This is a genomic window from Mesorhizobium sp. M0701 (genome assembly GCF_040320365.1).
GTDB lineage: Bacteria > Pseudomonadota > Alphaproteobacteria > Rhizobiales > Rhizobiaceae > Mesorhizobium.
In genome coordinates this window covers 168,696-190,864 of the sequence record NZ_JAMYPO010000007.1, presented here as the reverse complement: position 1 = coordinate 190,864, position 22,169 = coordinate 168,696, and the positions used below count along the sequence as shown (strand labels likewise).

Sequence of the window (22,169 nt, the reverse complement as noted above, 5' to 3'; positions counted from 1 at the left end):
CTCCATCCAACCATCTGGGCAGCGGCTGTGGGCGAATGCGCTTTGGAGCAAAGTGTGACGACAACTTTCGACGAACTGCTTGGATGCTTCCATGCCTATCTCCAGACGTTCGATGATGCGCTGGTGCGCGACGCCGTGGCCCGGATCGGCTGGGACATGCCGTCCCGTCCGCTCGAACCGCATGCACTGCCTTGTCTCGTCCAGCTCGACCGGATCGTCGAACTCGCTCCCGCCGCGGCCAAGTCGCTGGCGCGGCTGGTTGCGGAGCGTCGCGGCTATCTGCACTGGGGCCAGACCTATGGCGAGGCGGATTTCGGCAAGGTTTTCATCGACAATTACGGCTGGCTGGAGGTGTTCGGTACACGCGGGCATTTCGTCAATGAAGAGGTTGCGGGCGGTCTGCTGATCCTTGGGCCCGACATCGTCTACCCCGATCACCACCATGTCGCGGAGGAGATCTATATCCCGCTTACCGGCGGCACCGAATGGTGCATGGGCGACGGCGGTTTTCGCCTTCGAGCGGCGGGCGAGGTGATCCACCATGCCTCTGACATCAACCACGCCATGCGCACCGGCAAGGAGCCGCTGCTGGCGCTCTATCTCTGGCGTGGCGGGCCACTGGCGGCCAAGTCGACGATCACCGGAACCGTTGCGCAGGGCAGGGACTGACATGGCCAAGGCGATCATGCTGCAGGGCACGGGTTCGGATGTCGGCAAGACGGTGCTCGTCGCCGGTCTGTGCCGCGCGGCGAAGAAGCGCGGCTTGAAGGTGCGGCCGTTCAAGCCGCAGAACATGTCCAACAACGCCGCTGTCGCCGATATTCCAGGCGATTCAGGCGGCGGCGAGATCGGCCGCGCCCAATGGCTGCAGGCGATCGCCTGCGGCGTGGCGCCGACCGTCCACATGAACCCGGTGCTGCTCAAGCCGCAGACCGATGTCGGCGCTCAAGTCGTCGTGCAGGGCAAGGTGTTCGGCGAGGCGCGGGCGCGCGACTACCAGGCGCTGAAGGGCCGGCTGATGGATGCGGTACTGGACTCCTGGGCAAAGGTCGGCGAGGGCGCCGATCTGGTCATTGTCGAGGGCGCCGGCTCGCCGGCCGAGATCAATCTCAGGAGCCGCGACATTGCCAATATGGGCTTTGCGACGCGCGCCGGCGTGCCGGTGGTCCTGGTCGGCGATATCGATCGCGGCGGCGTCATCGCCTCGGTCGCCGGCACCCATCTGCTCCTGCCGGAGGAGGACCGGCGCATGATCGTCGGCTACCTCATCAACAAGTTCCGCGGCGACGTCTCGCTGTTCGACGACGGCATCGAGGCGATCGACACATTCACCGGCTGGCGCTGTTTTGGCGTCGTGCCGTGGCTGAAGGCGGCGGCGCGGCTGCCATCGGAAGATTCCGTCGTACTCGAGCGACTGGCGTCCGGCGAGAAGCGCGCGCTGAAGATCGCCGTGCCGGTGCTCTCGCGCATCGCCAATTTCGACGATCTCGACCCGCTCAAGGCCGAACCGCAGGTCGAGGTGGTGTTCGTGCCGCCTGGTGAGCGCTTGCCCGAAGATGCGGGTCTGGTGGTCATTCCCGGCTCGAAGTCGACGATCGGCGATCTCCTGAAATTCCGTGAGAACGGCTGGGACCGCGACCTTGCCGCGCACAGGAAACGCGGTGGCCAAATCGTCGGCATTTGCGGCGGCTTCCAGATGCTTGGTCATATCGTGCGCGATCCCGACGGCATCGAGGGCAGCGTTACCGAAACGCAAGGCCTCGGCCTGCTCGACGTCGAAACGGTGATGGAGCCGGAAAAGACGGTGCGCAACGTCAGCGCGCGCTCGGTGCCGTTCGATCTGCCGCTCGACGGCTACGAGATCCATCTCGGCCGCACCACCGGTCCGGATACGCTGCGGCCGTCCGCCGTTATCAACGGCATCGATGACGGCGCTGTCTCGGCCGACGGCAAGGTGCTGGGCACCTATATGCACGGGCTGTTTTCCGCCGATGCCTTCCGGGCGAAATTCCTCGAAAGCCTTGGCGTCAAAGGCGGCGGCATCGACTACCGCGCCGAGGTCGAAGGGGCACTGGACGAGATCGCAGCCGAACTGGAAACCCACCTCGACTGCGACACGATTTTTGGGCTAGCGTGTTAGATACTTAGCGCGGAAGTTTTGCACGGGTCGTTGGCTTCGACGGATCACATGCCTTGGCGATTAGCGGAAACGTCCATGGCTTCGTCATCCTGGGGCGGAGCAAGGAGCGAAGCGACGCGGCGCAGACCCAGGATCCATGCCCTGACTTCGGAGCGCCGCTGCGGCGCAGAATTCTGCTCCGCTGGCTCCTCGGCCAAGGTCACGGCATGGATCCCAGGGTCTCCGCGACGGAGCTTCGCTCCTGCTCCGCCCAGGGATGACGAAATTGGGAGGCTTCGGCCAATCCCGAATGTGCAGCGCTACCAGTTCATGCTTTCTCGTCAGCCTTCGGCCAGTAGGTGCCGAACGACCAGACGTTGCCTTCCGGATCGCGGCAGATGAATTCGCGGCTGCCATAGTCGCGGTCGGTGAGTTCTTCCAGAATCTCGGCGCCGGCGGTCTTTGCCCGCGCGTATGCCGCGTCTGCGTCAGCGACCGCAACGTAGATCGACTTGCCGCCACCCGAACCCGGCGCGCCGACCATCTTGCCATAGGCGTCGTCGCGCGCCGTGCCGAGCATGACGATCGAAGAGCCGAAAGCGAGTTCGGCGTGGTGCACCACGTCGCCTTCGCCATAGCGGGCGCGAACGCTGAAGCCGAAGGCCTCGCACAGCCAATCGATCATCTTGCCGGCATTCCTGTAGCGCAGCGCCGGATAAAGCCGCGGTGGTTCGGGGGTGTTCGGCATGGCTGATCTCCTTCAGCGGGTTGGTCGATCAACCCAGTCTGCGCGACGGCCGGTTGCGCGTCTTGAAGAAATGTTACCTCGCGGCAAGCGCCGTCGGCGCGACGCCTGCCAGGTCGCGAAACTCGCGTACCAGATGCGCCTGGTCGGCATAGCCGCAGTCGGCGGCGATGTCGGCCCAAGCGCTGTTCGCCTGTCTCGACAGGCCAAGCGCATGATTGAAGCGGACGATGCGCGAGAGCGTTTTTGGGCCGGTGCCGATAGCGTCCGAAAATTTTCCGGTAAGATGCTTGCGGCTCCAGCCAAGCTTTTCGGCCAGCGTCGAGATGCGGGTCCGCCCACGCGTCGAGACGATCGTCTCATAGGCCCAGACCATTTCGGCCTGGGTGCGGTCCGCGGTTGCCAACCGATCGCCAACGAAGGCTTCGGCGATGGCAAAGCGTGAGCTCCAATCCGGTGCATTGCCGAGCCTTTCGCGCAGCGCGATGCCTTCTACGCCGAGCACGTCATCCAGGCCGACCATGCGGTCGGTCAGTTCGATCATCGGGCGGCCGAAGAAGCGACGAGCGCCGAGCGGGCTGAAATTGATCTGCACACAGCAGGCGCCGCCGAAGGATTCGATCACTACCGGCCCGGCATAAAGGCCGGCGGCAAAACTGGCGAAGCGGTCATTGTCGCCCGGGTCATGGCCGAGCCCGATGGCAAAGGGTTCGGCAAAGCTGATGACCAGCGGCACGGTCAGCGAGGCATATTCGACGGCGCGGAAATGGCCTGGCATGGTTTCGCGAAAGCCGCATATGTCGGTGACGGCGCCCTGAAGCCGATGGCTCGGCGCGCGCCGCACCATCTCGAACCGATCGAGGCCTGGGCTTTCGTGGCGGCTGCCGTCTTCGCTGTCGGGCATGCGCTTTCCTTCCGCCACGCGACTTTAACAGACCATTCGTCGGAATCAAAAGCGCCCCGCGTTTTGGCGGGCGCTCGGTGTTGCCTGAGATTCTGAATTGTCTGGACGTGTTTAGGCGCCGCGCATCAGGCAGCCGGCGGCCAGCACGATGTAAGCGATGACGACAATCCACACAGCAGCCAAAGGGATGAACGCAAGGACGCCAAGCGCGGCGAGAACGCCGATAATGGCGATAACAAGGGATATAATGAAAATAAGCTGGGTAGGCGCACTGAGATTCATGTTCGGTCCCTCCTCAACATGATTCGTACAACGGCATACTATCAGTCGCGCGGTCACACACCAATGAGTGCACGCAGGCGGCTTTTCCACCATCGCACCCCGTTTGCGCCAAGCCGATTCCGCGCTACCTTCCCGACGAATCGGAAGGGGCTGATGGCGATGGGATTGCTGGACCAGATACGCTCGATCTTCGACGGCGACCCCGGCGTGCGCAAGGTCGCGGACGATCCGGTGCTGTCGGCGGAATTGCTGATGCTGTTCCGTATGATCCTGGCCGACGGTTCGGTCAGCGAAAGCGAAATGACCGCCTTCAGGCGTATCTGCCGCGACGCCTTCGGCATACCCGAAACCAGCGTCGACAGCGTCATCGAATATCTCAACGATTTCGGCTACGAGACCAACAGCTCGCAGGCCGTCGCCCAATTCCGCGACCTCGACGTCGAACGGCGCAAGCTGCTCGCCCGCCACATGGCCGAGATCGCCAAGGCCGATTCGCAACTTGCCGGGAGCGAGATGCAGCTGTTGCGCCGCACGCTCGACCTGCTCGACATCAGCCCGGCCGATTTGGTCAAGCCGCAAGGCTGAGGCATCGGCAGGATTGTTGAGTTACAGCAATTCAAGGTCAATCTGAGATGAATTCAGTATAAACTTGTGGTAAAATAAAATAACTGTGCATTGGTAAAACATATATATCGCAATCGGATCTTGATGATCCGGTTTTTCCTTATATTCTTCGGCGTCGTATACTACGTCGAAATATTTTCCAAATAAATCGTCGTCAGACCAAAGATCGTATTGCTTGACCCTATTTGGTTCATCGGGCTTACCGAGATACGCCCAAATCCGACTTCTTCTAATAGTTTTTATGTCACCAAATTGTGCGGTCAACTTTTCACGCGATAGCGCGTCCTCCCATCTGGGCGAAGGGCCAGTGATTTGCTGATAGAATATAAGCAAGACCAATACGGCAGTCGCAGCACTCAGCACAGCGGCCGAAAGTAGGCACTGCTTACTAATTTTCATTTCAGCCACCTATTTCTGATATCAATATCAATCGGGATCAAGCGACCGGAGAGAGGGCGCCCCGGTGGCGTCATCGAATTTTGCACTCGACTAAACAACATCACCGACTTTAGCTTCTTTTTGGGAAACAATCTTGGAACCGGGAAGATCCTTCATTGGCACTCAAGCGGATGCTCAAAGTACTATCATAGCGCTACCTGTTTATCTTATGCAGTGTAAAAGCAACGGAAATCAAAGAGAATACAGCCATAATTGCGAGATACGCGGCAGCCAATCCGCTTTCACTTAAGGCGCCCGAAATCATAAAATGAATTGCAGTAATTAAAACTAATATATAGTTATACTTTTGGATAATACTCAAATTATATATCATTTTTACGCTTGATTTTGTATACTTCCATCCGGTCCAGTCATTTTTTGAAATTCCTCTCCAGATAAACCGATGGGGTGTTCGAAACGATTAAGAAGCTCCGCTAACCTTCTTGGAAAGGCAAAGGAGGCAGCAACTATCGCGCCAATAAAAACCACCATCCAGGCGGATTCACCCCAAATCAGCGAAACAGGGATGGTCGCGGCCGATGTCCATATGGCTGTTACTGAGAATATCTTCTCAAGGGTTCCGTCCATATCCATAATCTCTGCACCTCCGATCTTCCGGGGCATTTCCAACTACCGAAAGAATCCTCCTCTTCCGGGGCGGCGATGCCGCCTGCCAGGAGCTGGTCGATGCTTGATCCTGATCTGGCGCGGTGCGAACGCAGCTGTCAACCGAGAACGGGTGCGGTTCAAATGCTGGGCACTGAATTGGATTGGCAGTTCGCGCTGCCAAAAAAAATGCTCTGCACTCTTGACGCGCGGCCGGCTAATGAGTGTCACCGTAATTCCACAATTCCTCCAACGGATCGGAAAATTTGTATGCCTTGCTGCTATTGGTAGTATCCTTTCTGAAAGATTAGCACTGTCTCGACAGGCGCCATGGAATCTTCTTTTGCCAACGGGGCATAAATACTGACCCCAAGGCCAAAAGCGATTGCCCCATCAATTTCTTCTTCGATTTCTTGGCCCAATGAAATAAGTGCACGTTTTGCGGTTTCAAATCCTGTTCCTAGAAATCGAACCCCATTCAGAGAAGGAGCGGCAGGACTCGTGAATTCGACCGCGTTCAATTTTCCTGATTTACTATAGTAACAAAATACCCCAATATTTTCGAAATAGTCGCAAGGAAACGTATCCCTGATAGATCGTTTGAATGTTCGAAAATTTGTCCCAAGACGCCGTCTAATCTGATTCGGGGACATTCCAAACTCTATTTCCCCGGCGCCAGTGAAAGGTATGATCTTGAACTCAGTCATCAAAAACCGTGCCCTACGGCTTCGTGCTCTTGACGAGCCGCCGGCTAATGGGTGTCACCGTAATTCGTAATGCGACCGTAGTGCGTAATTCCGGATCATGTCGTAATTCGGAGAGGAGATATGGAAAAGAGTGCGCTGTAATTCCTTACACAGCAATCAGTACGAACTGGTTTGGAAGTAAGGCTAATTGAGCGATGGTCTTCCCATTTTCGCTACTGAATTCAATCTCGTATGCCTCCTCGGGATAAGAATGCTCTTCAACAACGACTCTTAAAGCTCCGGCCTGAAGGGATTCTCCCAGCATATCACAAATCAATCTCACAACGTCGTTGATCTTTGGTTTCATAGCGGGACTCTACTTCACGAATAGTGTCATCAGCGACGGGACGTTTGAACCGGGGGCTAAAAATCCACCCGGTGCGAACCTCAACGGTGCCGGCCGGACCTGTAACAGTTACGTCCACCGTATATCGAGCTCCGTATTTATCAACAACCCGTCTGGCCGGAGGCATCGCGCACGCTGGTCGTGGTGTGGGTCAGCGTGCCCAGCGTGACGTCCCGGCGGGCGAGCTTGCCAAAGCCGTCATACTTGTTGCCTTGCGTTGCCCCAGGGTTGGTGGAGGTGAGCTGGCCGATGTTGTAGAAGCCGGACGCCGCTATGCGGGCAAGGCGGGCCATGTGGTCAATCTACGTGCAATGATAGCCGGGCGAACGCGATAAAAGTGCACCGAAATTGCGAAATTCTCTCCAGTTCCTGCCGCACAATAGCGGCCACTAAGTAATGACCCGCGTCATAATTAGGATCTGTGAATGGCAACTAACGACCTTGTGCACTGGCCCGATAATCCAACAACTCTTGCATTTCTACAATCTCTTCCCCGTATTGTCCCGTGACCTTAATGGTGTTGGTGTCAAGATCAACCAGACTCTTCAGGAACAAAATGGTGGGCCGCGCGTGCTCAATTGGAACTAAACCTAAAAGCCTTATCGCATAGAGCGAATTCGCATCCCCGCCTCCTTTTTGGGCCAAAGACATTTTCAATTCTTCCTGCAATTTTTCAATATCGTCGTAAATGCCAACATAAGAGTCCGTAAGCGATCGAGTTACTTGATCAAAATCTTTCGTTCTCTCGTCCAATTGCAATGGAGTCGCAAGATTCTTATCAATCAATCTCGTCCATATAAAAAGGTAAAGTGCACCAGTATCCTCATTAAATTCTTCATACTTCGTATTCCAGTCCATGAACTCCTTCGCAATTTGCGAGGTTACGCGTGATATACATTTCTCCTCAACTGCTCGCCAAGTGAACGGCCAATTATCGGCAAAGATTCCATTTGAACAGTTCAGTATCTCAGGAGTTGATGGCACAGTACAGGCCGATCCTCCGAAAACAAAAATTGCAACAAATCCGGCAAGTTTCAATGCTATTTTAAAATGCATGATGGCAACTCCTCACGAACCAATTGGGAAATCATTTACCTGTAAACTCGCACTACCCAGCTTATTCGGGCCGATTACATTCATAAGCGAGTTATAGTCTTTATTGTTATCCACCAAACAACCCAGTGACATCCCTCCTTCACCAGTCGTGGGGCTCCTCCCCGGATGAATAGTCCGCCCGATGCAAATTAGCCGCTGACGCCGCCAAAAAAGTCCGCGCGGCATTGACGAGAGGCCGGCTAGTGGGAGTCACCGTAATTCGTAATTCACATCGTTACCGTCATTCCTTGATCAATGGGGTTTCAGCTGCTCGATCAGAATCAATTCGACGGCTTGATATCCGTGTAAACCGTCCTGCTCCAAATCGCCCGCCGAAGCTACGCTAGTTTGGCTCTCTAGCTTCGATGGGTCAGACTCTGAGTATTTTCGAATAAGAATTCGGTTGGAAAGGCTTTCTTTGTGAACGAAGGTTGGCATAGGCCATTTGTCTTCTGCCCAGCTCTTCATTTGGCCAATAATTGGCCAAGTTCCATTTATTAAACCGAGATCGCCACACCGTAGGCACCTGACTGCATTATCTGGACTAAGGTCATTTAATTCATCCGCCTTTGGCAATTCCAGACGCATTGGTCCAAATAGATATGCTAGAATAATCTTTCCCATTGGGGCCATATGAGCTACCAAGCCAAGCCCGTAGCCACCTGATCTCAACGGAATGGCAAATAGGGTGCCTTCCTTGTAGGGTAGTTGTCTCACTTTAAGGTTCCCTTTACTACAGATGCCGGCGTGATGCGGAAGGCGCGAGTGGTGATTAGTTACGGCTTTGTTGGAGCGCCAAGCTCTCGTGTGTTTGGGGGCTATCCGTTGCTGCCAGTCGTTTTGCTTAGCTTAAGCGCGACGATGCGGAGAATACGCGGCAGGACAAAGCCGAACGGGCGAGGCAGAAAACATACATTAATACCGTAATTTCCAAACCTAAGTTCGCTAAATCTCCTTCGCGCGCAAAGGGACGATCAGGTCCGGGTTGCGCGATCGGCGATCGGCCCAATGGCCCCATATTTTTTCTACTTTCATAGGCTGGCCACAAACAGTCGTCTCCACCACGTCGCCAACCACCGGAGCCTCCTCGTGGGGCGAGCCACCGGTCTCGCCCCGTCCTTCGGACCCCACAGTGGGAGAACGGAAGGCCCGTGCCCCTTGCCGCTCAGCCCTGTTCGTGCAGCCGTTTCGCGATCGCCCGGTGCAAATCGGGAGCAGCAGTGACCAGCGCCTTGGCCGCCTCGGACTGCGGGTGGTCGAGCACTTCGTTCGTCCTGCCGCGCTCGACGATCTTGCCATCATGCATGACCATCACCTCGTCGGTGATGGCGCGGGCGACGGTCAGATCATGGGTGATGAACAGATAGGCGATGCCGAGTTTTTGGTTGAGCTCGGCGAACAGATCAAGAATCTGCGCGCGGATCGAGACGTCGAGCGCCGAGACCGGCTCGTCGGCGACGACCAGCTTCGGCCGGGTGATGATGGCGCGGGCGATCGACAGGCGCTGGCGCTGGCCGCCCGAAAACTCATGCGGATACTTGTCCATGTCGCCTGGTGAGAGGCCGACCTCGTGCAGCGCATACGCCACCATCTCGCGCCGCGCGGCGGGCGCCGGCTTCTTCTCCAGCACATGCAGCGGCTCGGCCACCAATCTCTCGACCTTCTGGCGTGGGTCGAACGAACCATACGGGTCCTGGAACACGACCTGCATGTCGCGCCGTGCCGGCTTCAGCTCCGCCTCGCTCTTGCCGGTGAGGTTATCGCCGCGGAAGCGGATCGTACCGGCCGTTGGCTTGTCCAGTGCCAGGACCATGCGAGCAAGCGTCGACTTGCCACAGCCGGAACGCCCGACGAGCGCCATCGACTGGCCGGGCGCCATCGAGAAAGAAACATCGTCGACGGCGCGGATGGGAGCCCCTCGCTTGAGCAGCGATATGCGCCGTGCCGGATAGTCGCGCGTCACGCTCTCTACCTCAACCAGAGGTTTTCCTTGGCCGACGCTGTGCCTAGCCCGCGCGGGCACATGCATCGAGGCCTGCGCCAGCTGGCGCGTATAGGGATGAAGCTGTCCGGACAGAATGCGCGCCGTGTCGCCGGCCTCCATCACCTCGCCATGGCGCAGGATGGTGATGCGGTCCGCCATCTCGGTCACCACGGCGAGGTCGTGCGAGATAAGCAGCAGCCCCATGCGGTTTTCCGCAACGAGGTCGCGCAGCAGGTCGAGGATCTGCGCCTGCAGCACCACGTCGAGCGCGGTCGTCGGTTCGTCGGCGATCAGCAGCTTGGGCTTCAGCGCACAGGCGATGGCGATGACGACGCGCTGGCGCTGGCCTCCGGACAGCTCATGCGGATAACGCGACAGCGGGAACTGCGCCGCCGGCAAGCCGACCCGGTCGAGCATTTTTCGCGCCCGTTGCTCGGCGTCAGCGCGGCTCGTCCTGGTGTGCCAGCGAATACCCTCGGCGACCTGCTCGCCGATGGTCTTGACCGGGTTGAGCGCCGTCATCGGCTCCTGGAACACCATGCCGATGTCGTCGCCGCGCAGTGCGCACATCTGATCCTCGCTCGCCGCCAGAATATCAATGCCGTCGAAGGTAACGCGTCCGGTGGCGCGTGCCGCCCAGGGCAAGAGCTGCATCACGGTGAGCGCCGTCATCGACTTGCCGGAGCCGGATTCGCCGACCAGCCCCATGACTTCGCCGGGCGCGACGGACAGCTCGATGTCCCTGAGGATGGGCGTGCCGCCGATGGCCAGCGACAGCTTCTCGATTTCGAGCAGGCTCATCGCTGCCGCCGCGATTTCGGATCGAGAATGTCGGCAATGCCGTCACCAAGCAGGTTCAGGCCAAGCACGGTGACGACGATCGCCATGCCGGGAAAGATCGCCATCCATGGCGCCACCACCATGCGGGTCTGGGCGTCGAACAGCATGCGGCCCCAACTCGGCATCGGTGGCTGCGTGCCCAGCCCGACATAGGAAAGCCCGGCTTCGGCCAGTATGCCCAGCGCGAACTGGATGGTGCCTTGCACCAGCAGCAGCGTGGCGATGTTGGGTAGCACATGTTCGATGCTGATCAGCGTCCTGCTCTTGCCGGCGGCACGGGCGGCGAGGATGAATTCGCGCGGCCAGATCGCCAGGGCACCGGCGCGGGCGACGCGCGCGAACACCGGGATGTTGAAGATGCCGATGGCAATGATGGCGTTGAACGCGCCCGGCCCGAAGATGGCGGTGATCATGATTGCCGAAAGCAGCGCCGGAAAGGCGAAGACCAGGTCGTTCAGCCGCATCAGCACGTCGTCGGCGGTGCCGCCGCGCGCCGCGGCAAAGGCGCCGAGCGGCACGCCGACGCCCATGCCGATGCCGACCGCCACCAGCGCCACGGCAATCGAGTTGCGGGCGCCGACCATGATCATCGACAGGATGTCGCGACCGAAATGGTCGGTGCCGAACCAGTGCGCCAACGATGGCGCCTGGGTCTTGTCGGAAATGACCAGCCTGGTGACGTCGTAAGGCGTCCACAAGAAGGAGACGATCGCGACCGCCGCCACCAGTGCGGTGATGACGAAGCCGGCGAGGAACGAACGGTTTCGAAACGCCTTGGCCAGGATGCCGGCAAGGTTCTCGTCGGGGATGTCGATGTGCAGCGTCATTGCCGGCCTCTCAGGCGCGGATCGACCACCGCATAGGAGAGATCGACAACGAAATTGACGACGATGACCGCGGCGACCAGCAGCATGACGACGCTCTCGACCACGATCAGGTCACGCTGGTTGATCGCCTGGAACACCAGCCGCCCGAGGCCGGGCAAATAGAAGACGTTTTCGATAATGATGGTGCCGGCAAGCAGGAAGGCGAATTGCAGGCCTAAAATGGTGACCACCGGGATCATGGCGTTGCGCAGCGCATGCCGCCACAAGACAAGCCGATAGGGCAGGCCCTTGGCGCGGGCGGTGCGGATGTAGTCCTCGTTCAGCACTTCGATCAGTGCCGAGCGGGTGACCCGGGCGAGGATCGCCGCCTGCGGCAGAGCGAGAGCGACTGCCGGCAGGAGCAGCGACTTCAGCGCCGGCCAGACGCCGGCGCTCCAGCCGGGAAAGCCGCCGCCCGGCACCAGCCGCAGCCAGACGGCGAACAGATAGATGAGCATCAGCGCGAACCAGAAGTTGGGCACGGCGACGCCAAGCTGGGCGGCGCCCATCGCGATCGTGTCGCCGGCCCGGCCGCGCCGGCTGGCGGAAAACAGCCCGACCGGGATGGCAATGACGGTGGACAGCGCCAGCGCCATCAGGGCCAGCGGCAGCGAGACGACGAGGCGCTCACGGACCAGATCGATGACCGGCACCGAATAGGTATAGGAACGGCCGAAATCGAGGCTCAGCAAGCCGCCGGCCCAATGCAAATAGCGCAGCACGACGGGAGCGTTGAGACCCATCTGGTTGCGCAGCAATTCGATCTGGTCGGCACTGGCGTTCAGGCCAAGCATCAGCCGCGCCGGGTCGCCGGGAATGATCTCCAGCACGGCAAAAACGACCATTGAGGCCAGAACCAGCGTGACGACGGCGATGACCAGGCGCTTGAGGAGATAGGCGGTCATGGACGTTGAGGAACCGCTGTGTTGCCGGACGCAAAAACCGGGCGAAGCTTGCGTTCCCGCCCACCCCCCTCTGTCCTGCCGGACATCTCCCCCTCAAGGGGGGAGATTGGCAGTTTCCACGCCGGCACTGTCCTTGCAACGCTAGTGGTTAGCGAAAGCGGCGGTGAGGGCTCAATCTCCCCCCTTGAGGGGGAGATGTCCGGCAGGACAGAGGGGGGTGTGACGGAGCGCAACTTTCGCCTTTCTGTCAGCGATCAATCCGTCCACTTCACCTTGGTCAGGTCGTTGGCCTGGATCGGGGCATTTTCCCACAGGCCCTGCAGTTTGGCGTCCCAGACGCCGACCTTCGGCAATTCGTAGAGGAAGCCGACCACGGCGTCATCGGCCAGGACCTTCTGCGCCTCGCCGAGCAGCGTCATGCGCTTGGCCTCGTCGGAGGTAAGGTTCAGCTCGTCGATGATCTTGTCGAAGGCCGGGTTGTCGTAGTTGAAGTAATAGTCCTTGCGCGAATAGATATCGATGTCGTTGGGCTCGGTGTGGGAAACGATGGTCAGGTCGTAGTCCTTCTTGGTGAAGACCTGGTCCAGCCATTGCGCCCATTCGACCGGGATGATCTCGAGATCGATGCCGACTTCGCGAAGCTCGGAGGCGATGATCTCGCCGCCAAGCCGCGCATAGGAGGGCGGCGGCAGCTTCAGCGTCGCCTTGAAGCCATTCTCCAGGCCGGCTTCCTTCAGCAACTCCTTAGCCTTCTCCACATTGTGCGGATAGAGGCCGGTGAGGTCGACATAGGCCTTGCTGGCGGGCGACATGTGCGAGCCGATCGGCACGCCGAGGCCGGCCGAGGCGCCGTCGATGATCGCCTTGCGATCGAGTGCAAAGGAAATCGCCTGCCTGACCTGCAGCTTGTCGAAGGGCGGCTTCTTGTTGTTGATCGACAGGATGGTTTCACCCTCGGTCGAGCCGATCACCACCTTGAAGCGCGGGTCGTCCTTGACCTGGGCGACGCTGTCGGGGTCGAAGAACGGAAAGGCCTGGACGTCGCCGGAAAGCAGCGCCGGAACGGCGGCGGCGGCATCCGGAATGATGCGGAACTCGGCCTTGTCGAGGAACACCGGGGCGCCCCAGTAATTGTCCGACTTGACCAGCGTGATCGACGAGCCCTTGGCCCAGTTCTGGAATTTGAACGGGCCGGTGCCGATCGGTTTTTCCTTGTTGGTGTCGGCTGTCTCAGGCGCGACGATAACCGCGTCGCCCCAGCCCATATTGTAGAGGAACGAGCCTTGCGGGTTCTTCAGCGTGACATTCACCGTCGTGGGATCGACGACCTCGACCTTGTCGATGGCGGCGAACAGGCTCTTTTGCGCGTTGACGGAATTGTCGGCGCGGGCACGATCGAGCGAGAATTTCACGTCGTCGGCATCGAAGTCGCTGCCGTCATGGAATTTCACGCCTGTATGCAGCTTGAAAGTGTAGACCTTGGCGTCGTCGGAAATGCTCCAGCTTTCGGCGAGATCGGGCAGCACCTCGCCGTTCGGGCCGATGCGGGTCAGGCCCTCGAAGACATTGGCATAGAGTACCTCGTCGATTGCCGCCGCGGCGCCCGCCGTCGGATCGAGATGAGGGGGTTCGAGCGTAATGCCGATGACCAGGTCGGTGCGCGCGGCCATCGCCGAGGTTCCGGCGGCCAACGCCAGCGCCGCAGCGGCCAGAATGGTTTTCCACAATTTCATCGTGCAACTCCCCATATGCTAAAACACGTGCTCAAAACCCGGCGGATAGAAGCGTGAATTTGCCGCCGAGTAAATTGCGTTTCGTACCGTCCGCCGACGCCGGGAGGAATGTTTTTCCGCCCATGGCCGGATCATAGCGGGCCGGCGCCCCTCAGCAGAACGCCGAGGCCGATGGCCATCACCTTCGCCGAGTCCAGCATGTCGGCAATGCCGACCCATTCATCGGGCCGGTGGGCGAGATCGAGGATGCCCGGGCCATAGGCGATGCAGTCATAGATGTGGCCGATGCGGGCGATGTGCTTCTGGTCATAGGTGCCGGGCGAAATCACGTAATCCGGTTCGCGGTCGAATATCTCCATAATGCCTTGCGCGACCGCCTTAACCACCGGCGCATCGCGCTCGGTCATCAGCGGCAGCACCTCCATCAGATCGCGGATTTCGTAATCGAACTTTTTGCGCTCGCGCTTCAGCCGTTCCAGGATATCGGTCACCTCGCTCTTGACCGCAGCGAGATCCTCTTCGAGCAGGAAGCGGCGGTCGATGGTCAGCCGGCAGGAATCGGGCACGTTGGGCGAGGGCAGGCCGGGCCGGAAATCCTCCGTCTGGCCGCCATGGATCGAGTTGATGTTCATGGTCGAGCGTTTTGCGCCTTCGGGCACGACCGGCATGCGCGTCATCTTGCGGTCGAGCGCCGGAAACAATTCGTCTTCGAAGGCCCGCAGCACGGCGCCCATATGGCGCACCGCATTGTCGCCGAGGAACGGCATCGAGCCGTGCGCGATCTCGCCCTTGGTCTCGATCTCCGCCCACCAGACGCCGCGATGGCCAAGGCAGATGCGATCCTTGTTGAGCGGCTCGGGAATGATGACGTGGTCGACCTTCGGCCTGGAGAAATAGCCGAGCTTGGCCAGATGCGCGACGCCGCCAAAGCCGCCGGACTCCTCGTCGACCGTCCCCGAAATCTCGATGGCGCCGGGAAAATCGGGAAAGACCTCCATGAAGGCTTCAGCGGCGATGATCGAGGCGGCAAGCCCGCCTTTCATGTCGCATGCGCCGCGGCCATAGACCTTGCCATCCCTGACGATGCCGTCGAACGGATCGAGGCTCCAGCCGTCGCCGGGCTCGACCACGTCGATGTGCGAATTGAAGTGCACGCAAGCACCCGGCGCCCGGCCATCGAAACGGGCGACGACGTTGACGCGCGGATAACGGTCAGTGTCGCCGGGCGTGCCTTCGGCACGGATGAATTCGATCTCAAAACCACGCTTCTTCAGCCGCGCGCCGATATATTCGGCACATGGCCGATAGGCTTCGCCGGGCGGATTGATGGTCGGAAAGCGGATCAGATCCGCAGTCAGTGCAACCAGATCATCGGCTCGGTCATCGATAGCCTTGAGGAGCCGTTCGTTCGGTTCGTTCATTCGGCGAATTGAGCAGCGGATGAGGGAGTTTTGCAAGCCCGATGGCGAATTGCGAGGCGATTGCGTGTCGTTACGGCAACTATTGCGGGAAATCGTTCAAATTCGCTGCTTTGGATTGGTGAAATCGTCAGGGAGTGGGTGTTAGCTCGCTGGCTTGCCATCAAAACGCTGGAGAACAGCGCGAGGGCAGGCAGGCAAGGGGCATCAAAGGGGTTTGATTGCATGAAAAACACTGTTCTCATGGCAGCGGCATTGATGGCGATGCTGTTCGGTTCGTCGTTCGAGAGCCGGGCGGCCAGCCTGGTCGCGAACATCGACATATCCTCACAGACGATGACGGTAAGATACGGGCTTTCGTATTACCGGTGGAGCGTTTCCACCGCCCGCAAAGGCTACATCACGCCGCGCGGCAGCTATCGTCCACAGCGGACGGCCCGGATGTGGTATTCGCGCAAATACGACATGTCGCCGATGCCCTATTCGGTGTTCTTCCGCGGCGGCTATGCTATCCACGGCACCGGCGCGATCCGGCAATTGGGGCGCCCGGCATCGCATGGCTGTGTGCGCCTCCACCCTAGCAACGCCGCCGCGTTCTATTCGATGGTGCGCAAAGCCGGCTTCGGTAATACGCGGATCCTCGTGACGAATTAGGGCCTGCTCCTCGGCCCGCAATAAAAAACCCGCCGGAGCGGCGGGTTCGTCGGGGCCAAATAGCACCATAGCGAAATTAGTAGCATAGCTGCCGGCACAAAGCAAGAACAAAATAGGGCCGGTGCCCAAAAAGATCGTTCCGCTCAGGCGGCTTTGTCGCGCACTATCGCCGGCCGACGCTTTTTGCGGCCGCTGATCTCCCAGCGCTTGTGGAACCACATCCACTGGCCGGGGTCTTCGCGCACCCAGCGCTCGACCACGTCGTTGAGAAGCTGGGTGGTGGCGCGGACGTCGACACTGCCGCCGACGGTGCGCGGCAAGGTGAGCTTGTCCTCGATCTCGAGCCGGAAACGATTGTTCGGCAGGCGCACGCAGCGCGCCGGGTAGACATCGCAATCGTAGTGCCGCGCCAGGGTGCCGAGGACCCGGTTGCTCTCGCAGGGGCGGCCGAAGAATGTCGTCTCGAGCCCGCCGGTGAATTTCTGGTCGACCAGCACGCCGATATTGCCGCCTTTCTCCAGGATGGCCGCAAGTGCGAACGAGGCACCGGTCGAAGACGGCAGCAGCGATCCCATGCTCGAGCGGCGGGTCGAGAGGATGTACTCGGCGAGGTAAGGGTTGTTGGGCGGGCGAAACAGCGCCGTGATGTTCATGCCGAAGGTCGCCGCAGCCACCGGCAGCAGCTCGAAATTGCCGAGATGCCCGGTGAAGACGATATGCGGCTTGTCCTCGCCCGCGATGCGCACGAAATGCTCCACGCCCTTGACCTCGACACGGCCCGGCTTCGTCGCAGCGGGATCGTAGTCGAACAAAGCATCGAGAAAGATGTATTCGGCGGCCAGGCGGGCCATGTTGCCCCACATATCGGAAGCGATCGCTTCGATCTCGGCATCGCTTTTTTCCGGATAGGCCTGGCGCAGATTGTCGACCGCAACCTGATGGCGCGCCACCCAGGGGCCGATGCGGCGGGCAGCGCGGTCGGCGAAATTGAGCGCGCTGTCGGGCGGCAGCAGGCGCAGCGCGGAGATGATGATCATAGCGACCCGCGCGACCAGCCAGTAGTTGAACTGGCGAAGCCGCCTGCCATAGCGGAATCCCAGGTCCCTGCGGATCTTCCTGAAGGCGTTGCCGATCATTTCAGCCGACGCGCAGGATGATCTTGCCGAAGACGTCGCGGCCTTCCATGCGCTTCAGCGCCGCATCGATGCCGTCGAAGCCAACCTCGGTGTCGATCACCGGCGCGACCAGGCCCGCCGCCATCTTCTGCATGGCGTCGGCCATGTTTTCCATGCGGCAGCCGAACGAGCCTAGCAGCTTCAGCTGCTGCTGGAACAACTGCATCAAATTGATCTGCGTCGACACGCCGGAGGTCGAGCCGCAGGTGACCAGCCGACCGCCGCGTTTGAGGCACAGCATCGAGGCGGCAAATGTGTCGGCGCCGACATGCTCGAACACCACGTCGACGCCCTTCTTCTTGGTCAGCTTGCGCACGACGCCTTCGAAGCGGTCGTCGCGGTAATTGATGACGTGGTCGGCGCCGAGCGCCTTGGCCTTGTCGATCTTGTCGTTTGAGCCGACGGTGGTGATGACCGTGCAGCCCATCTTCTTGGCCAGCTGAATCGCGGCGGAGCCGATGCCGGAGCCGCCGGCATGGACCAGTATCGTCTCGCCGGGCTGCAGCCGGGCATTGTCGAACAGCATGTGCTCGACCGTGCCGAAGGTGACAGGCGCCACCGCCGCGCCGATTTCGCTCACGCCTGGCGGGGCGGGGACCAGAAGGCGCGCCGGCAGGTTGATCTTTTCCTGCGCAAAGCCGTCGAGATGGAAGCCGTGCACGCCCGAAACATGCTCGCAGAGATTGTCGCGGCCTTCGCGGCAGGCGCGGCAAAGACCGCAAGTGCGGGCGCCATAGATCGACACCAATTGCCCGGGCACAAGGCTGGAAACGCCGGGGCCGACCGCCTCGACCTCGCCGGAAGCCTCGGCGCCGACGACCAGCGGCAGCTTGCGCTTGGCAAAAGCCATGCCGCGCCAGCCCCAGACGTCGATGTGGTTCAGCGCCACGGCCTTGATGCGCAGCGTCACCTCGCCGAGCGCAGGTTGCGGCGGGGGCGGCAGGTCCACCGTTTCAAGGCGGCGGTCCTCGATAAGTTGCAATGCGCGCATGGTGCCTGTCGGTTCAGTCTGGCTGAAAAAGGTCGCTTAGACCGGTTCCCGCGCCATGACAAGGCAGGTGTTCTGGCCGCCGAAGCCGAAGGAGTTCGACAGGACCGTGCCGACCTCGGCGTTGCGCTTGGTGTTCGGCACCACGTCGAGCACGATTGCCGGGTCGGGATTGTCGTAGTTGATGGTCGGCGGAATGACGCTTTCGCGCATCGTCATCAGCGAAAATGCGGCCTCGACGGCACCGGCAGCCGATAGGGTGTGGCCGATCATCGACTTGTTCGACGAGACCGGCATTGACGAGATCCGCTCGCCGAACACCGTCGACAGCGACAAATGCTCCATCTTGTCGTTTTCGGGCGTCGAGGTGCCATGGGCGTTGACATAATCGATCCCGTTCTCACTCAAGCCGGCATCGGCAAGGGCGGCGCGCACCGCCGCGATCGCCGGCGAACCATCCGGCTTGGAGCGCGTGCGATGGAAGTCGTCGGCCTTTTCGCCGCAGCCGCGCAATATGCCGAGAATGGTGGCGCCGCGGGCAAGTGCTGCCTGCAGCGATTCCAGCACAAGGGCGCCCGAGCCTTCGGCCAGCACGAAGCCGTCGCGGTCCTTGGAGAAGGGTTTTGAAGCCTTTTCGGGGATGTCGTTATGGGTCGAGAGCGCGGACAGAAGCGAGAAGCGGATCAGCGCCTCGGCGGTCGCCGAGCCGTCGGCGCCGATCGACAGCGCCCTGTCGCATTCGCCGCGGCGGATCGCCTCGACGCCGAGCTGGATCGCCGTGGCGCCCGAAGCGCACGCGGTCGACAGCGTAATCGGCAGGCCGCGCGTGCCGAAACGGTCGGCAAGCCGGTCGGCAATCGAGCCGAACTGGGTGGTCTCGAAGATGTCGAGTTCTCTGAGGCCGCGCGCTACCCGCAGCAGCCTTTCGGCGCCGGAATCGTGCCTGTCTGAAATATTGGGCTTGTCGGAATTGTAGAGCGAAAAGCGCTCGCTCCAGTCGAGCTCGACCGGCGGCGAAGCGAGGAACAGCGGTCCGCCGAAATCGCCGGCATCGAGGCCTGCCTCCGACATCGCTTCCTGGGCGGCGGTTTCGGCAAGCTCATAGGTGAGGAGACTGGCGCCCTTGGAGCTCGACGGCAGGAAATCGACCATGCCGGAGATGCGGGTGTTGAGATGATCGACCGGGAAGCGGGTGATCGGATGGATGCCGGATTTGCCTGACGTAAGTGCCGCCCAATTGTCGGCTTTGCCGACACCGAGCGACGTCACCACGCCGATGCCGGTGACCGCGACGATGGGCCTGCCCATATGGTCGTTCAGATTGGCCATTTGTTGTCCAAAAACCTGTTTCTCTTGGAGCGTCGGATCGCCCGAAAACCGCGCCACACGTTTCGGTCCGATGCTCTAGGCGGCTTTGATCAGCGCCATGCCCTCGAATTGGTGATAGCCGATCGCCGTTGCAAGGACGGTCTTCGGGACACCGGCAAACGGTTTTTCGACTGTGGCGTCGAAGACAGGGTAGGCGGCCTTGCGGTCGACAGCCAGGGCCGCCAGCGCAACGGCAAAGGGGAACTGCGCTTCCTTCATGTGGCCGGTCAACGTCGAAAAGCCGCGTGCGGCGATCGCCGGATTGGCGTCGAGCGCCGATTTCTCGGCGGCGGTCGCGGCATGGGCGCCCGAAGCGCCGGAGATCGCCAGCAGTTCGCCGTCCGGCAATGCCGCTTGCTTCAGCAGCGCGGCGATCTCACCGTCGAGTTCGCCCCGCCGGCGCCTGGCACGGCCGGACAGGATCGGGCCGAGTTCCGCATAGATCTTCCGGCCACGGCTTTCCGCATGCTCGCGCTGCTCCAGGACGAGAAACGCGCCGCCGGATCCGGTCACCACGCCGCCGCCCTCGGCACCTTGCCTTTGCCAGACCGGCGTCCACGGACCGCGATGCAGGTAGCCGGCCAGTTCATAGCCGAGCAGCATGTCGGAGTGTTCGGTCTGGAAAGCGCCGCCGACCAGTATATGCGTCGACTGGCCGGAGCGGATGCGCGCGGCCGCCGTCTCGACAGCGGCGACGCCGGCGCCTTCCTCGCCCATGAAGGTGCGCGACGATCCCGTCACCTTGTGGACGATCGAGATGTTGCCGGCGAGCAGGTTGGAGAGCTGTGCCAGAAACAGCGTCGGGCGCAATTCCGTGGTCAGCTTCTCGTTGAGCAGCACGTCGCGGTCATTGCGGCTTTCCGATGCTGCGAGAATGGCCGCGTCGACCGCCTCGTCGCGCTCGCCGCCGCCGGCGGCCACCACCATGTCCATGGTCGCGCAGAGTTCGTCATTGCCCTTGATGCCGGCATCGTCGAGCGCAAGGCCGGCCGCATAGGTGCCGAGCCTCTGCCAGATCTCCATCTGCCGCTGGTCGCCACGCTTGGCGATCTGCAGGTTCCAGTCGATCTCCGGCAGCGGGTGGACCGTATAGGGCGAGAAGCGCGAGGCCTCCAGAACCGGCTCAAGGCGCGGCTGGACGAGCTTTTGCCAATGCGCATCCGGACCCTCGCCCAGTGACGAGACAAGGCCGATGCCTGATATGACGACGTCGCGGGGGTTCATGGGCGGCTGTTGTGGGTGAGGGCGCGTCAAGCGCTGTGCTTAGATGGCGTTCTTGGCGGCGACGAGCGCGTCGATCTTGGCGCATAGGTTCTTCATGACGAAATAGTCGTCGGTCGAAGCCTTGCCGTCGTTGACCTCCTGCGTCCACTTTTCCAACGGCACCTTGATGCCGAATTCCTTGTCGATGGCAAAGACGATGTCGAGGAAGTCGAGGCTGTCGATGCCGAGATCGTCGATGGTGTGGCTTTCGGGCGTGATCGTCTCGATGTCGATCTCGCTGGTGTCGGCGATGATCTTGGCGACTTTGTCGAACGTGGTGGACAAGGGCTTTTCCTTCGATTGCGGGCGGAATCTGTCCGCATGTGTTTTGGGCTGTCTAATCGGTTTTTCCGGGCAGGAAAAGGCCTGATGCGCCGGGCGCAGATGGGATTGCTGCCCAGGCAGAGCAAGATGAGATCGGAATCCAACCACGGCTTCTCGTGGCAGTGGCATTTCGGCAACACCTATCTCGCTCGACGCGAGGAGCGACCGGCCCGGTCAGAAGGTAACGCGGCCGAGTACCCGCAGGCCGTCGCCCTGCGGCGCGACGACCACGGCTTCGCCTTCGCGCGGCGAGATGCCGGTCAATTCCTTGATGTCTTCGAGATGCGTGACCATGACCAGATTGTCGGAGCCGGAATAGCCGCGGATCTCGGCCAGGATCGCAGCGATCTGGGCGGCCTTCTCCTTTTCGTCGGTCTTCAGCAGGTCAAGCGGTGCGAACGGCTCCGGCTCGCTTTCGAAAGCGATGCGGGCGGTCTCGAGGCAGCGGCAATAGCGGCTGGACAGCACGCGCTCGACCGGTGCCGCGCGGGCGCCAAACAGCGCGCCGATCTTGCGTGCCTGCTGCTTGCCGCGCTCCGAGAGATTGACCTGGGTTGCACATTTGCCGAGGTCGAAATTGGCCGCATCGGTGGTGCCGGTGACCATGGCATGGCGGAGCAGGACCACATGCCCGCCGTCGCGCAGCAGCGCCCAGCCGGCTTCCGTCGCATGGGCTGTGGCGGAAACGGCAAGCAACAGCAGCGCCAGCACAAATCGAAGCATCGGACATCCTTTTCGGGTGACCG

At 60.7% G+C, this 22,169-nt stretch carries 25 protein-coding genes; 4 read left to right on the top strand and 21 right to left on the bottom strand.

Features of this window, described 5'->3' with window-relative positions; all coding sequences use genetic code 11:
- Window positions 1-54: 54 nt before the first annotated feature.
- Both NKI24_RS09870 and NKI24_RS09865 read left to right on the top strand, forming a co-directional pair.
- Window positions 55-669, top strand: a complete 615-nt coding sequence (locus tag NKI24_RS09870; RefSeq protein ID WP_352744804.1) for a dimethylsulfonioproprionate lyase family protein — start codon at window positions 55-57, stop codon at window positions 667-669.
- Between the two features lies 1 nt (window position 670).
- Window positions 671-2,140 carry a cobyric acid synthase gene (locus tag NKI24_RS09865; protein WP_352744801.1) on the top strand — a complete coding sequence of 490 codons (1,470 nt, stop codon included), beginning with the start codon at window positions 671-673 and terminating at the stop codon, window positions 2,138-2,140.
- Between the two features lie 307 nt (window positions 2,141-2,447).
- Here the strand turns inward: NKI24_RS09865 and NKI24_RS09860 are convergent, their stop codons facing one another.
- From NKI24_RS09860 to NKI24_RS09850, 3 genes are all read right to left on the bottom strand, one after another.
- Window positions 2,448-2,867, bottom strand: a complete 420-nt coding sequence (locus tag NKI24_RS09860; protein ID WP_352451986.1) for a VOC family protein — start codon at window positions 2,865-2,867, stop codon at window positions 2,448-2,450.
- A 73-nt stretch (window positions 2,868-2,940) separates the two neighbouring features.
- Window positions 2,941-3,768 (bottom strand): helix-turn-helix domain-containing protein, encoded by an 828-nt coding sequence (locus NKI24_RS09855; RefSeq protein WP_352470313.1) that lies wholly within the window; start codon window positions 3,766-3,768, stop codon window positions 2,941-2,943.
- A 111-nt stretch (window positions 3,769-3,879) separates the two neighbouring features.
- A complete protein-coding gene (locus NKI24_RS09850; protein ID WP_352451984.1) occupies window positions 3,880-4,050 on the bottom strand; it encodes a hypothetical protein in 171 nt (56 codons plus the stop codon).
- A 153-nt stretch (window positions 4,051-4,203) separates the two neighbouring features.
- Between NKI24_RS09850 and NKI24_RS09845 the strand changes: the two genes are divergently transcribed.
- Complete coding sequence (locus NKI24_RS09845) at window positions 4,204-4,635, top strand: TerB family tellurite resistance protein (protein ID WP_352470314.1); 432 nt, start codon at window positions 4,204-4,206, stop codon at window positions 4,633-4,635.
- 21 nt (window positions 4,636-4,656) lie between these two features.
- Here the strand turns inward: NKI24_RS09845 and NKI24_RS09840 are convergent, their stop codons facing one another.
- The 12 genes from NKI24_RS09840 to NKI24_RS09785 form a co-directional block, all read right to left on the bottom strand.
- Window positions 4,657-5,073 (bottom strand): hypothetical protein, encoded by a 417-nt coding sequence (locus NKI24_RS09840; protein ID WP_352744796.1) that lies wholly within the window; start codon window positions 5,071-5,073, stop codon window positions 4,657-4,659.
- 375 nt (window positions 5,074-5,448) lie between these two features.
- Window positions 5,449-5,706: a hypothetical protein gene (locus tag NKI24_RS09835; RefSeq protein WP_352744793.1), complete on the bottom strand. Its 258-nt coding sequence runs from the start codon at window positions 5,704-5,706 to the stop codon at window positions 5,449-5,451.
- A 293-nt stretch (window positions 5,707-5,999) separates the two neighbouring features.
- Complete coding sequence (locus NKI24_RS09830; RefSeq protein ID WP_352539679.1) at window positions 6,000-6,425, bottom strand: hypothetical protein; 426 nt, start codon at window positions 6,423-6,425, stop codon at window positions 6,000-6,002.
- A gap of 145 nt (window positions 6,426-6,570) precedes the next feature.
- On the bottom strand, window positions 6,571-6,771 hold the full coding sequence (locus NKI24_RS09825; protein ID WP_352744790.1) for a DUF4926 domain-containing protein: 201 nt from the start codon (window positions 6,769-6,771) through the stop codon (window positions 6,571-6,573).
- A 140-nt stretch (window positions 6,772-6,911) separates the two neighbouring features.
- Window positions 6,912-7,103, bottom strand: coding sequence for a hypothetical protein (locus NKI24_RS09820; protein WP_023676475.1), 192 nt, complete (start codon window positions 7,101-7,103; stop codon window positions 6,912-6,914).
- 139 nt (window positions 7,104-7,242) lie between these two features.
- Window positions 7,243-7,866 (bottom strand): DNA polymerase Y subunit UmuC family protein, encoded by a 624-nt coding sequence (locus NKI24_RS09815; RefSeq protein ID WP_352679996.1) that lies wholly within the window; start codon window positions 7,864-7,866, stop codon window positions 7,243-7,245.
- A gap of 291 nt (window positions 7,867-8,157) precedes the next feature.
- The gene (locus NKI24_RS09810; protein WP_352500928.1) at window positions 8,158-8,622 is read right to left on the bottom strand and encodes an Imm26 family immunity protein; all 465 of its coding nucleotides are present in this window, start codon (window positions 8,620-8,622) and stop codon (window positions 8,158-8,160) included.
- Between the two features lie 448 nt (window positions 8,623-9,070).
- The gene (locus NKI24_RS09805) at window positions 9,071-10,690 is read right to left on the bottom strand and encodes an ABC transporter ATP-binding protein (protein ID WP_352744786.1); all 1,620 of its coding nucleotides are present in this window, start codon (window positions 10,688-10,690) and stop codon (window positions 9,071-9,073) included.
- Complete coding sequence (locus NKI24_RS09800) at window positions 10,687-11,556, bottom strand: ABC transporter permease (RefSeq protein WP_352744783.1); 870 nt, start codon at window positions 11,554-11,556, stop codon at window positions 10,687-10,689. The genes NKI24_RS09805 and NKI24_RS09800 overlap by 4 nt, the downstream gene beginning before the upstream one ends.
- Window positions 11,553-12,500, bottom strand: a complete 948-nt coding sequence (locus NKI24_RS09795) for an ABC transporter permease (RefSeq protein WP_352744780.1) — start codon at window positions 12,498-12,500, stop codon at window positions 11,553-11,555. Before NKI24_RS09795 ends, NKI24_RS09800 begins: the two co-directional genes overlap by 4 nt.
- 254 nt (window positions 12,501-12,754) lie before the next feature.
- The gene (locus NKI24_RS09790; protein WP_352744777.1) at window positions 12,755-14,233 is read right to left on the bottom strand and encodes an ABC transporter substrate-binding protein; all 1,479 of its coding nucleotides are present in this window, start codon (window positions 14,231-14,233) and stop codon (window positions 12,755-12,757) included.
- A gap of 131 nt (window positions 14,234-14,364) precedes the next feature.
- Complete coding sequence (locus NKI24_RS09785; protein WP_352744774.1) at window positions 14,365-15,654, bottom strand: acetylornithine deacetylase/succinyl-diaminopimelate desuccinylase family protein; 1,290 nt, start codon at window positions 15,652-15,654, stop codon at window positions 14,365-14,367.
- Between the two features lie 222 nt (window positions 15,655-15,876).
- Between NKI24_RS09785 and NKI24_RS09780 the strand changes: the two genes are divergently transcribed.
- Window positions 15,877-16,305: a L,D-transpeptidase gene (locus NKI24_RS09780; RefSeq protein ID WP_023676467.1), complete on the top strand. Its 429-nt coding sequence runs from the start codon at window positions 15,877-15,879 to the stop codon at window positions 16,303-16,305.
- A 143-nt stretch (window positions 16,306-16,448) separates the two neighbouring features.
- Here NKI24_RS09780 and NKI24_RS09775 read toward each other — a convergent pair whose 3' ends face one another.
- The 6 genes from NKI24_RS09775 to NKI24_RS09750 all read right to left on the bottom strand — a co-directional run bounded on the left by NKI24_RS09775 (window position 16,449) and on the right by NKI24_RS09750 (window position 22,146).
- On the bottom strand, window positions 16,449-17,441 hold the full coding sequence (locus tag NKI24_RS09775) for a lipid A biosynthesis lauroyl acyltransferase (protein WP_352744772.1): 993 nt from the start codon (window positions 17,439-17,441) through the stop codon (window positions 16,449-16,451).
- Window position 17,442: 1 nt separating this feature from the next.
- Window positions 17,443-18,471: a zinc-binding dehydrogenase gene (locus NKI24_RS09770; protein WP_352451976.1), complete on the bottom strand. Its 1,029-nt coding sequence runs from the start codon at window positions 18,469-18,471 to the stop codon at window positions 17,443-17,445.
- Between the two features lie 36 nt (window positions 18,472-18,507).
- Window positions 18,508-19,797 (bottom strand): beta-ketoacyl-ACP synthase, encoded by a 1,290-nt coding sequence (locus tag NKI24_RS09765; protein WP_352744768.1) that lies wholly within the window; start codon window positions 19,795-19,797, stop codon window positions 18,508-18,510.
- A gap of 75 nt (window positions 19,798-19,872) precedes the next feature.
- Window positions 19,873-21,060 carry a beta-ketoacyl-ACP synthase gene (locus NKI24_RS09760; protein WP_352451974.1) on the bottom strand — a complete coding sequence of 396 codons (1,188 nt, stop codon included), beginning with the start codon at window positions 21,058-21,060 and terminating at the stop codon, window positions 19,873-19,875.
- A gap of 39 nt (window positions 21,061-21,099) precedes the next feature.
- Window positions 21,100-21,384, bottom strand: a complete 285-nt coding sequence (locus NKI24_RS09755) for an acyl carrier protein (protein ID WP_023676462.1) — start codon at window positions 21,382-21,384, stop codon at window positions 21,100-21,102.
- A 213-nt stretch (window positions 21,385-21,597) separates the two neighbouring features.
- Entirely contained in the window at window positions 21,598-22,146 is a 549-nt protein-coding gene (locus tag NKI24_RS09750; RefSeq protein WP_352451973.1) for a histidine phosphatase family protein, read from the bottom strand.
- Window positions 22,147-22,169 lie beyond the last annotated feature (23 nt).